The sequence below is a fragment of the Erwinia sp. MYb416 genome, assembly GCF_037479575.1.
Lineage (GTDB): Bacteria > Pseudomonadota > Gammaproteobacteria > Enterobacterales > Enterobacteriaceae > Erwinia > Erwinia rhapontici.
Genome location: NZ_JBBGYT010000419.1, coordinates 197,441 through 208,323, shown reverse-complemented (window position 1 = coordinate 208,323; position 10,883 = coordinate 197,441). Strand labels below are relative to the sequence as shown.

The 10,883-nt window shown below is 53.3% G+C and carries 12 protein-coding genes, 1 tRNA gene and 1 rRNA gene; 10 read left to right on the top strand and 4 right to left on the bottom strand.

The window, feature by feature from the left end; genetic code table 11:
* Nucleotides 1–244: 244 nt before the first annotated feature.
* From rrf to WH277_RS06595, 4 genes are all read left to right on the top strand, one after another.
* Nucleotides 245–360: ribosomal RNA gene (rrf, locus tag WH277_RS06610) — 5S ribosomal RNA — on the top strand.
* Between the two features lie 100 nt (nucleotides 361–460).
* Nucleotides 461–537 (top strand) — tRNA-Asp (locus tag WH277_RS06605).
* Between the two features lie 179 nt (nucleotides 538–716).
* A complete protein-coding gene (locus WH277_RS06600) occupies nucleotides 717–1,520 on the top strand; it encodes an endonuclease/exonuclease/phosphatase family protein (protein ID WP_133846130.1) in 804 nt (267 codons plus the stop codon).
* A gap of 18 nt (nucleotides 1,521–1,538) precedes the next feature.
* Nucleotides 1,539–2,303, top strand: coding sequence for a class I SAM-dependent methyltransferase (locus tag WH277_RS06595; protein WP_133846129.1), 765 nt, complete (start codon nucleotides 1,539–1,541; stop codon nucleotides 2,301–2,303).
* A gap of 58 nt (nucleotides 2,304–2,361) precedes the next feature.
* On the opposite strand, the gene mltD is transcribed toward WH277_RS06595, so the two are convergent.
* Both mltD and gloB read right to left on the bottom strand, forming a co-directional pair.
* Nucleotides 2,362–3,741, bottom strand: coding sequence for a murein transglycosylase D (gene mltD, locus WH277_RS06590; protein WP_133846128.1), 1,380 nt, complete (start codon nucleotides 3,739–3,741; stop codon nucleotides 2,362–2,364).
* A 71-nt stretch (nucleotides 3,742–3,812) separates the two neighbouring features.
* The gene (gene gloB, locus WH277_RS06585) at nucleotides 3,813–4,568 is read right to left on the bottom strand and encodes a hydroxyacylglutathione hydrolase (RefSeq protein WP_339505046.1); all 756 of its coding nucleotides are present in this window, start codon (nucleotides 4,566–4,568) and stop codon (nucleotides 3,813–3,815) included.
* 45 nt (nucleotides 4,569–4,613) lie between these two features.
* On the opposite strand from gloB, the gene WH277_RS06580 reads away from it, so the two are divergent.
* Nucleotides 4,614–5,336: a class I SAM-dependent methyltransferase gene (locus WH277_RS06580; protein ID WP_133846126.1), complete on the top strand. Its 723-nt coding sequence runs from the start codon at nucleotides 4,614–4,616 to the stop codon at nucleotides 5,334–5,336.
* Between the two features lie 70 nt (nucleotides 5,337–5,406).
* On the opposite strand, the gene WH277_RS06575 is transcribed toward WH277_RS06580, so the two are convergent.
* Nucleotides 5,407–6,015 carry an HD domain-containing protein gene (locus WH277_RS06575; protein ID WP_133846125.1) on the bottom strand — a complete coding sequence of 203 codons (609 nt, stop codon included), beginning with the start codon at nucleotides 6,013–6,015 and terminating at the stop codon, nucleotides 5,407–5,409.
* A gap of 212 nt (nucleotides 6,016–6,227) precedes the next feature.
* Here WH277_RS06575 and trhA point away from each other — a divergent pair, with 212 nt between their 5' ends.
* A complete protein-coding gene (trhA, locus tag WH277_RS06570) occupies nucleotides 6,228–6,881 on the top strand; it encodes a PAQR family membrane homeostasis protein TrhA (RefSeq protein WP_133846124.1) in 654 nt (217 codons plus the stop codon).
* An 11-nt stretch (nucleotides 6,882–6,892) separates the two neighbouring features.
* Here trhA and ygfZ read toward each other — a convergent pair whose 3' ends face one another.
* The gene (ygfZ, locus tag WH277_RS06565; protein ID WP_133846123.1) at nucleotides 6,893–7,879 is read right to left on the bottom strand and encodes a tRNA-modifying protein YgfZ; all 987 of its coding nucleotides are present in this window, start codon (nucleotides 7,877–7,879) and stop codon (nucleotides 6,893–6,895) included.
* A gap of 226 nt (nucleotides 7,880–8,105) precedes the next feature.
* On the opposite strand from ygfZ, the gene sdhE reads away from it, so the two are divergent.
* From sdhE to creC, 4 genes are read left to right on the top strand one after another with little or no spacing between them, the layout of a single operon-like run.
* Nucleotides 8,106–8,372 (top strand): FAD assembly factor SdhE, encoded by a 267-nt coding sequence (gene sdhE / locus WH277_RS06560; RefSeq protein WP_133846122.1) that lies wholly within the window; start codon nucleotides 8,106–8,108, stop codon nucleotides 8,370–8,372.
* On the top strand, nucleotides 8,353–8,766 hold the full coding sequence (locus tag WH277_RS06555) for a protein YgfX (protein ID WP_159337897.1): 414 nt from the start codon (nucleotides 8,353–8,355) through the stop codon (nucleotides 8,764–8,766). The genes sdhE and WH277_RS06555 overlap by 20 nt, the downstream gene beginning before the upstream one ends.
* Nucleotides 8,759–9,454, top strand: a complete 696-nt coding sequence (gene creB / locus WH277_RS06550) for a two-component system response regulator CreB (protein ID WP_133846120.1) — start codon at nucleotides 8,759–8,761, stop codon at nucleotides 9,452–9,454. The genes WH277_RS06555 and creB overlap by 8 nt, the downstream gene beginning before the upstream one ends.
* Nucleotides 9,454–10,872: a two-component system sensor histidine kinase CreC gene (creC, locus tag WH277_RS06545; protein ID WP_167863302.1), complete on the top strand. Its 1,419-nt coding sequence runs from the start codon at nucleotides 9,454–9,456 to the stop codon at nucleotides 10,870–10,872. Before creB ends, creC begins: the two co-directional genes overlap by 1 nt.
* Nucleotides 10,873–10,883: the final 11 nt, after the last annotated feature.

Sequence of the window (10,883 nt, the reverse complement as noted above, 5' to 3'; positions counted from 1 at the left end):
GAGCTAACCGGTACTAATGACCCGTGAGGCTTAACCTTACAACGCCAGAAGCGTTCTGGTGGCGTTCGAGAGACGCAAAAGAGATTTTCAGCTTGTTACCGGAATTAAGTCCGAAGGATTTTGCGCTGTGACAAGGCGGCCAGTGAAGTGAGGGAAGGAGCATAGATAAGTATGTGACTGAGCTTACGAGCGCAGGCAACGCAGTCAGAGCACAAAAGACACAGGACAGAGCACAAAGAATTTGCCTGGCGGCTTTAGCGCGGTGGTCCCACCTGACCCCATGCCGAACTCAGAAGTGAAACGCCGTAGCGCCGATGGTAGTGTGGGGTCTCCCCATGCGAGAGTAGGGAACTGCCAGGCATCAAATTAAGACCCGTAACCGGGTTGTGACCTTACCCCTGACAAGGTAAGGGCGAAACACCTGAATTCAGACGTAGTCTGAGGTCAGTACAGAATCGGTGGAGCGGTAGTTCAGTTGGTTAGAATACCTGCCTGTCACGCAGGGGGTCGCGGGTTCGAGCCCCGTCCGTTCCGCCACTTAAACAGAAAGCCCTGACTCATAAGAGTCAGGGCTTTTTTGTATTTGTATTTTTTATTTTCATTTCCTTACGTACAATCCCGTGCGAATTGGCTCCCGCCGATTGAAAGTAGGCAACAAAGTCCCTATAACTGATAGATGGTAAACCCATTCAGCTGTAAAAAGTGCAGGCGGTAACGTGCAAAAAAAGACTTATGCCATGAGATACGTAGCAGGCCAGCCAGCGGAGCGTATTTTTCCTCCCGTGGCGATGCTGCATGTCGGACAGGCATTGCCGCCCGGTGCGCCGCTCACCACAGAAGCCCGCCTGAAAGTGCTGGTGTGGAATATTTTCAAGCAACAGCGCGCAGACTGGCTCTCGGTTTTGCAAAATTTTGGTAAAGATGCCCACCTTGTTCTTCTACAGGAGGCGCAAACGACACCAGAACTGGTGCGTTTCGCCACCACTCATTATCTTGCTGCCGATCAGGTGCCTGCTTTTGTACTGCCTCAGCACCCGTCAGGGGTCATGACTCTGGCCTCCGCTCACCCTGTCTACTGTTGTCCTTTACGTGAGCGTGAGCCGCTTCTAAGGCTGGCTAAATCGGCACTGGTCACGGCTTATCCATTGCCCGGTGGTCAGATGCTAATGGTCGTTAATATCCATGCGGTGAACTTCAGTCTGGGCATTGATGTTTACAGTAAACAGCTCGGACCGATCGGCGAACAGATTCTTCATCACCAGGGCCCGGTGATTATGGCGGGTGACTTTAATGCGTGGAGCCGTCAGCGGATCAATGCGCTATATCGTTTTTCTCGTGAAATGGGGCTACGTGAAGTCCGTTTCACCGACGATCATCGGCGCAAAGCGTTTGGTCGACCCCTGGATTTTGTTTTTTATCGCGGGATGAGTGTCGCAGAGGCTTCGGTACTGGTTACCCGTGCATCCGACCACAATCCACTGCTGGTTGAGTTTGATGCTCACCCTACGGATTACGCATAAACAAGGACACTATTCAGAATGGCAACAAAGCACCATGATAACGTCGATAAACAGTTCGGTGAACAGGCAGGCGCTTATCTGACCAGCGTAGTCCATGCGGAGGGGCGTGACCTCGTACGATTGGCAGAACGGCTGTGTGACGCATCAGAGGCGAAGGTCCTTGATATGGGCTGCGGAGCCGGGCATGCCAGTTTCATTGCTGCCCAGCATGTTAAAGAAGTGGTCGCGTACGATCTGTCGGAGAAAATGCTGGCAGTGGTGCGAGCAACAGCGCTCGAACGCGGCTACCATCACCTGACAACCCGGCAGGGCTATGCGGAAAACCTGCCTTTTGCGGATGCAGAGTTTGATGTGGTGATCAGCCGGTATTCAGCGCATCACTGGCACGATGTCGGAAGTGCATTGCGTGAAGTCCGTCGGGTATTGAAACCCGGAGGTAAAGTGATATTTATGGATGTCAGTGCACCGGGCAATCCGGTACTGAATATCTGGTTACAGACGGTGGAAGCCTTGCGTGATACCTCTCATGTGCAGGATTACAGCCCCGGTGAGTGGCTGGCATTAATGACAGAGAGTGGGCTGGTGATACAGGCTGTCTCGCAGGATCGTCTCGATCTGGAGTTCAGTAGCTGGATAGAGAGAATGCGTACACCTGATGTGATGGTAAAGGCGATCCGGGCCTATCAGCATTCAGCACCTGACGAAGTGCAGCGCTACTATGCTTTGCAGCCTGATGGCAGTTTCAGTACCGATATCATCTTTATCGAGGCCATTCGGCCATAAAAAAAGCCCGTCATAGACGGGCTTTTTTGTGTGGATTTTCATCCGCAGTGGCTAACAGTTAACTGTCTGGCGTCGCATTATTGTTAACAAACAGCGTTAACTTATCGCCAGGCTGAATGTTTTTCGTATTACTGGCGACGCTATTCCAGCGAACAACATCCTTGATGTTTACGCCGTGACGTTTTGCGATACTGGCCAGAGAATCACCCTTACGTACCTGGTAGGTGATGCTGTCGCCGTTATCTGCCAGTCGCGTACTGCTGTTACCCAGGCTCAATGTCTGACCGGGTTTGATACTGACACCGCGCAGATTATTGGCACGTTGCAGATCTTTCACCGGAACCCCGAGACGCTTGGCAATGCCTGAAAGAGTATCACCGCTGCGCACCTTGTAAGAGGCAGGAGAAACACTGTTCCTGGCAAGAGAAGTTGGCTGTACCGCTGAGATGTCACCGCTTGCCAGTGAGTTACGCAGTTTAGCTACGTTGGACTTCGGAACCATAATGTAATGAGGACCATTTGGTGCCGTCGTACCGCGTTTGTAGCCGGTATTAAAGCTCTTCAGCTTGCTCAATGACATGCCAGCCATTTCGGCTGCCTGTGTCAGCTCAATCTGCTGGCCTACTTCTACTCGCGCCAGAGCGCGTGCTTCATTAGGTGCCGGCAGACGTACGCCATAACGCTTACTGTTTTTAAGGATCTGCCCTAAAGCCAGCATTTTAGGCACATAGACCGTAGTTTCTCGTGGCAGCGCAAGTGACCAGAAATCTGTTGGTCGACCTTTAGCCTTATTGGCTTTTATCGCTTTGAGTACACGACCTTCACCGCTGTTATAGGCGGCAATGGTTAATAACCAGTCACCGTCAAACATGCCGTTAAGGCGCTGCATCATGTCCAGAGCAACTTTGGTCGATGCGACAATGTCGCGTCGTCCGTCATACCACTGGGTCTGTTTAAGACCATAATTTCGTCCCGTCTGCGGCACAATCTGCCAGATGCCAGCGGCATTCGCAGATGATGTAGCATGGGGATCAAAAGCGCTCTCCACTATGGGTAGTAGTACCAGTTCCATCGGCATTTTACGTTGCTTAATCTGCTCGACAATCCAGTACATATACGGCTCTGCCCGTAATGTTACATCGTGGAGATAGCTCTTGTTACTCAGGTACTTCTGTTTTTGTTCGCGTATCCGGTAATTATCCGGAATCTTCATCTTCAGCTCGTCGCTAATGAAATTCCACAGATCTCTGTCTTGCGCAAGTGACGTTCCATCGTCCTGCCAGCGCGGCGACAACATTTCATCTGAGTACTGTCCATTTTCACCTTGACCTGCCGAAGACAAACTCTGTGCATGCTGTTCGGGGATGTTAGCATCGTGCCTTGACGCCTGGCATCCGACCAGCAAGACTGAGGCGAGTAATATCGCTTTAGCCTTCATGTGTGTGTCAATAGTTCGCTTAAAAGACGAGCAATAATACGTGCTCGATCCCGACAACACAACCAAAAATATTAAAAAGCGTCTTTCTTCTCGCGTAGAACCGCAAATACCTGCCATTCATGTTGCGGAGTTGTTTGTATTACTATTTGTTTCTGTAATTCAATGTCTTGCGAGCGTAAAAAAACATTTATTTTTCGCTCCAATGCCAGTTTTGTAGGCAATGTTATGGCATTTTTTGCGCGTAACTCCTTAATTTCTCGGTAATAGCGTGCTATTTCGGTCTCTTGGGGATAAATAGCGTGTGCAAAGGTTAAATTCGATAACGTATATTCATGTGCGCAACAAACCAGTGTTTCATCAGGCAGTTCATTAAGTTTTTGAAAAGAATAGAACATCTGTTCTGCTGTGCCTTCAAATAACCTACCGCATCCACCTGAAAAAAGAGTGTCCCCGCAAAAAAGGTAAGGGAAACTGAAATATGAGATATGTCCTAAAGTGTGGCCGGGCGTGGCATAAATCGTAAAATCTCGACCCAAAACCGACACGATATCACCTTCACTGACGATAGTTTTAGCCCCTTTAACGCGCGTTTCTTCTGGGCCATACACCGCTAAATCAGGGTAATGAGAGACCAGTTCGGCCACGCCACCCACATGATCATGATGATGATGTGTGAGCAAAATCGCCACAGGCTGCCACTGGTTTTGTTCAATCATGCGTAACACCGGAGCCGCTTCGCCGGGGTCAACAATCAGGCAATGACCTGTATCATCATGTAAGGTCCAGATGTAGTTGTCCTGCAGGGCTGGAATACTGGTAAGATTCATTATTATCGCTCCTGGATGCTCGCAAGGGAAAGAAGATGGTAAAGCATGAAGCCTGCTAAAACACGCCAAATCCGTCATGTGCCAGAGTCCTGGGCGCAGATACCCTGCGGTGAATTTTATCGTGATGCTCTGTCACACCAACTGCGGCCCTGTCTCAGCAAACTTTACGGCTTCCATTTGCTGAAAATCGGTAACCTGAGTGCTGAAATCGACACTGAAAGCTGTGCTATCTCACACCAGGTGAATGTAGGGTTGAGCGGTGAGTCGCTTCAGGTCAGGGCCGATCCTCTTAGTCTACCGTTTGAGTCCAAGTCAGTGGATGCCTGCCTGCTGGCACATACGCTGGCGTGGAGCAGTGATCCACACAGGGTGCTCCGTGAAGTCGACAGGGTGCTTATCGATGACGGCTGGATGATTATCAGCGGTTTTAACCTCTTCAGCGTTCTGGGGATAGGTAAACTTATCCCGGGTCTGCACCGACGGATCCCATGGAACAGTCGAATGTTTACTCAGATGAGACTGCTGGACTGGCTGAGTCTGCTGAATTACGAAGTGATGCAGAGCATCAGTTTTCAGGTGCTGCCGTGGAATCGACAGGGAGGCAAGATGATCAGCACCCACTTGCCTGCGCTGGGCTGTCTGAATGTGATTGTGGCGCGTAAAAGGACCTTCCCACTGACGAAAAATCCGGCGAAGAAAAGTGCCGGGACCCGGCAATTACACGCGATGGGCGCGACAAACCAGTACCGGGCAGGGCGCAGAAACTGACAGTGCAAGTATAACTGTTTTAGGGCCGACCTTGCTTTCCCGTCAGCCCCCCCGGCCGCTCGCTAAGCGGCTAAAGCAACCAGCCCTGCGCATGGGCATTGTCCAGATGCTGCTTCAAATAGCCCCATAGCTCCGGCCACTGCTCCGCCAGCTTGACGTTACGTGCTTCCACCTGCTCCAGGCGGATACCATTCTCTTTCCAGCTCTGGCCCTGATTGTGCAGGTTAAGCATGATGGGCAGGGCGCGGTCGAGCATATTTGCAAAACGCGCCTCTGCAGTTTCTCCGGCTTCATATTCATCCCACAGCGCGCGGAAACGTTGGCTCAACTCGGTGGGCAGTAACCCAAAAATACGTCCGGCGGCAGCCACTTCCTGTTCCTGAATGGCATCACGCGCGGCGATGTCGTACACGAGGACGTCACCTGCATCGATCTCAACCACATCATGTAAAAGCGCCAACTGCGTGGCGTGCTGAACATCAATGGTAGCCTGAGAGAAGGGGGCCAGACTCATGGCCGCCATTGCCAGGTGCCAGCTGTGCTCCGCTGAGTTTTCCTGACGTGCATTGCTGAGCAGTCGGGTACGGCGCTCCACGCCTTTTAGTTTGTCCAGCTCCATTAAAAACTGTACGACTTCTGTCATCGCGCCGAAATCTAAGGCTGCTACCCTGTCTGACATCACCTGTCTCACTTATGCCCTGAAAAAAGTTTGCCCGTATTGTAAGGGAAACGTTTGCGTATTTCGCGAAAGAATGTGCGTTGCATGATTACACACAATATTTTAGCTTACATGTGTACTCTGAAATTATTGTCAGTTAGGCTAGCGGTGATGATTTTTCCGCCAGCACAACGAGTGATGGCGGAGTAGCAAGAACCGGAAAAAGGGTTGATATGGTGAAGCAAAAAGTACTGACGGGCGGGTATTCAGTGGCGGAAGAGATTGCGAATAGCATCAGCCACGGCATCGGCTGCCTGTTGGGTGTTATTGGTCTGGTCCTGATGCTGGACCAGGCGATTGATAACCGGGCTGGTGCGCTGGCGATCATCAGCTACAGCCTGTATGGCGGCAGTATCATTCTGCTGTTTTTGGCCTCCACCCTGTATCATTCTATACCGGGTGAACGGGCGAAATTCTGGCTCAAAAAACTCGACCACTCGGCTATTTATCTGCTGATTGCTGGCACCTACACGCCATTTCTACTGGTAGGATTGAAGTCGCCGCTGGCGCACTGGCTGATGGTGGTCATCTGGGGGCTGGCGTTGACTGGCGTGTTGTTTAAGCTGGTGTTTGCCCACCGATTTGAAGCACTGTCGCTGGTCACCTACATGTTGATGGGCTGGCTGTCGGTGATTGTGCTGTATCAGATGGTAATGACCCTGCCTGCGGGCAGCGTGTGGTTACTGGCTGCAGGCGGGATCATCTACTCACTTGGGGTGATTTTCTATGTGGCGAAGCGCATTCCCTACAACCATGCCATCTGGCATGGCTTCGTTCTCGGTGGATCGTTGTGTCACTTTCTGGCCATCTACCTGTATGTGGTGTAACCCCGTGCTGATTAACCGGCGGTGATCTCATAGGGCAGCGGCTGGATCGCCAGTTCGCCGCCCTCATCCCCTTGCACACGTAGTACGGTATCCGCGTCCAGATCGTTGTTCATCACGGCCTGAATCCAGACGTCACCGTTGTCGAGCTGGCACGCGGCCAGAATAGTGCCGGTACGGCGCCAGTTCTCACCCATCTTCATTTCCAGCGCATCGTTTGCTGCAGGCACGATGCCCGCCTTGCCCGCCAGCCAGTAGAGCGCACGCTTATTGGCCCCACGAAATTTTGCGCGGGCGACCATTTCCTGCCCGGTATAGCAGCCTTTCTTAAAGCTGATAGCATCCAGTGCCTGCAGGTTAGTGGCCTGTGGGATCAGCTGTGCGCTGGTCTCAGCATCAATCACCGGGAAACCGGCTTCAATTTCCAGCGCCAGCCACTGTGAGCTGTCGTTGAGCTGTGCTGAATCAGCCAGTTTTTTACGCACCTCTTCGGCTTTGGCCTGAGAGGTGACTAGCAGAAAGCGCTCGGCTGGCAGATCAAACCATAACAGCGTGCTCTCCCCATCCTGAACCACCGGAGACTCTGCATCAGGCAGCACGCTGAACAGATCCGTTAGCGCGCCACGGGCCTGAAAACCGGCAACACCGAGCAGCACCGATTCATCGTCGGCTACCAGCGTGACTTTGGCAAAGACGGCATATTTTTTTAGTTCCACCAGCTGGTTATCGCGCAAGCTGCGGCGCTCAATAAAGGCAAGGCCTTCACCGCGATGAAACAGGCGCAGGTTGCTCCACATCTTTCCTTTAGCATCACAGTGTGCTGCAGGGCGATGTTGTTCGGCACCCAGCGCGGCCACATCCAGAGTCACTTGCCCCTGCAAATAGCTGATGCGATCGGCACCTGTTGCGTTCACCAGCGCCCACGCTTCCAGTGAGATCAGCGTTAACGGCAAGCGGGCTGATGCGGCGGGTTGACGCGGCGGGAAAGAAATCGTCGGCATAATTCAGTCCTAAAGTAAGCAGGGGATGAAAATCTGTTTCTCATGTTAAAAGAGCAGCACGGCTTTGCAACCTGTTTCCGGAAAATGCGGCACAAAACGCGTGATAACCCTGTAACTGATGCCACTGTTTTGCGGGCTGACGCGCAGGGTGATAATTGCTGAATCAACAGTAGCGCAAAAAAGCGGTACACTGTGCACCCTGTTTGGTTAACCGACGCAGAGTGACATGGATATTTCAAATAAATCACGTATTCACTGGGCATGCCGTCGTGGCATGCGCGAACTCGATATCTCCATCATGCCGTTCTTCCAGTATGAGTTTGATTCACTGACCGATGAAGACAAACAGCTCTTCGTACGTCTGCTGGAGAGTGATGACCCCGATTTGTTTAACTGGCTGATGAATCACGGTGAACCCGCTGATGCTGAGCTGCAACGGATGGTGGCATTAATTCAGGACAGAAACCGAGCACGTGGTCCGGTGGCGATGTAATCTGCGGGCCTCCCGGCGCGCACAAACGTTATCGCTGGTACTGCATGGCACGTTGATCCTGGCGCTGCTGCTGGCACCCTGGCCGGACAGCGTCTCATTGCCACGCATCCTGTTACTGCTGCTGGTTCTTCTGGAGTGCCAGTGCAGTCGACATCGTATCCGGCATTGTCGGGGGGAGATCACCCTGCACAAGGGGCGTGTGATAGTCTGGGCGCAGTGCCAGTGGCGCATGACCTCCCGCCCGTGGCTGACGCAACGGGCGATTCGGCTGACATTACAGAACACGGCAGGCCGTCGCGAGCGGTTATGGCTATTTGCCGATGGCATGGACAGCAGCGAATGGCGGCTTCTGCGCCAACACCTGCTGAATGAAAAGGAACCGCGGGATGAGTAGCCCCACCATCTGGCTGGTAGAAGATGAAGCCGCCATTGCGGATACATTGTTATATATGCTGCAACTGGAAGGGTTCGAAACCCGCTGGTTCCCGCGCGGTGTGCCGTTGCTGGAAGCCTTGCCGCTGCAGGTACCGGATCTGGTGATCCTTGACGTTGGCCTGCCCGATATCAATGGTTTTGAACTGTGCCGCCGATTGCTGGCATTGCAACCTGACCTGCCGGTATTGTTTCTTACTGCCCGCAGCGAAGAAGTTGACCGCCTGCTGGGGCTGGAAATTGGCGCGGACGATTATGTTGCCAAGCCATTCTCCCCACGTGAAGTCTGCGCGCGGGTGCGCACACTGCTGCGTCGACTGCAAAAACAGCAGCGCATTGCTCAGTCTCCGCGTTATAACGTTGGCCAGTTCACTCTCGATGAATCTGCTGCACGTGTGCAATGGTGCAATCAGTCTCTGATACTGACGCGTTATGAATACCTGTTGTTGAAAACCTTGCTGCTCTCGCCAGGCAGGGTGTTCTCACGCCAGCAGTTGATGAATCTGGTCTGGAAAGAGGCGGAAGAGAGCCTTGATCGTACCGTTGACACCCATATCAAAACCCTGCGTGCCAAACTGCGCGACATCAACCCGCACGAGCAGGTGCTGATGACCCATCGTGGCCTGGGTTACAGTCTGGTGACGGGCTGATGCGCATCGGAATGCGTCTACTGCTCGGCTATTTTCTTATTGTTGCCGTCGCCGCGTGGTTTGTTCTGAGCATTTTCCTCAAGGAGATCAAACCTGGGGTAAGGCGTGCCACCGAAGGTACATTGGTCGATACCGCGACATTGTTGGCGCAGTTCGCCCGTGCAGATATCCTCAGCGGTCAGCCGCAGCAGGGCCAGCTGGCGCAGGCTTTCTCGCAACTGCGGGGTTACCCGGTCCATGCCAATATCAGCGGCATCGCCAAGCGGCGCAATGAATATCGTGTTTACCTCACCGATGCGAAAGGGATTGTGCTGTTTGACTCTTCCGGGGTGGCGACAGGGCAGGATTATTCGCGCTGGAATGATGTTCTGCTGACGCTGCGCGGTGAGTACGGTGCACGCAGTACCCGCAGCAATCCTGACGATGATGCCAGCTCGGTGATGTATGTGGCGGCCCCGGTGCGCGATGGCGCAAAGCTGCTTGGGGTGATCAGCGTGGGGAAAGCCAACAGTACGATGGTGCCGGTGATCCGCCGCAGTGAACACCGTATTCTCTGGGCGGGTGCAGCCCTGCTGGGCATTGCTTTGCTGATCGGTCTGGGATTTGTCCTGTGGATTAACCGCTCTGTTGGTCGTCTGGTACGTTATGCCGACTCGGTAACAGAAGGCGATGCGCAACCTCTGCCAGCGATGAACAGCACTGAGTTACGCAAGCTGGCGCAGGCGCTGGAGAGTATGCGTCTGCGGCTGGAAGGGAAGCGTTACATTGAGCATTATGCCCATGCGCTAACCCACGAACTGAAAAGCCCGCTGGCGGCGATACGCGGCGCGGCGGAAATCCTGCGTGAATGCCCTCCGGCTGAGGTGGTTCAGCGTTTCTCTGCCAATATCCTGCAACAGAATATCCGTATGCAGCGGTTGATCGACAATTTGCTTCGCCAGGCAACGCTGGAAAACCGCCCTGAAATCCAGCGCCAGTCGGTTAGCCTGCTGCCTCTGGTTACTTCACTGTGTGACAGCCGGGCGGTACAGGCTCAGGGTAAACATCTGACCTTCGACGCCGCCAACGTTGACGGGCTGTCTGTGCGGGCCGATGTGCTATTGCTGGAGCAGGCGCTGGGAAATCTGCTGGATAATGCACTCGACTTTACGCCTCTGGAGGGCGAGGTGAGGATTCAGATCAGTCAGTCGGCCGATGAGGTGATATTCCGCGTACTGGACAGCGGTAGCGGTATTCCGGACTATGCGATGCCGCATATTTTCGACCGTTTCTATTCACTGCCGCGCAGTAACGGTGAGAAGAGTAGCGGGCTGGGCCTGGCGTTTGTGCAGGAGGTGGCCCGCTTGCATCAGGGCAACATTACCCTGAGGTCACGCCCGGAAGGTGGTGTCTGTGCTCAGCTCACTGTGAAAAAATAACGGCCCACTTC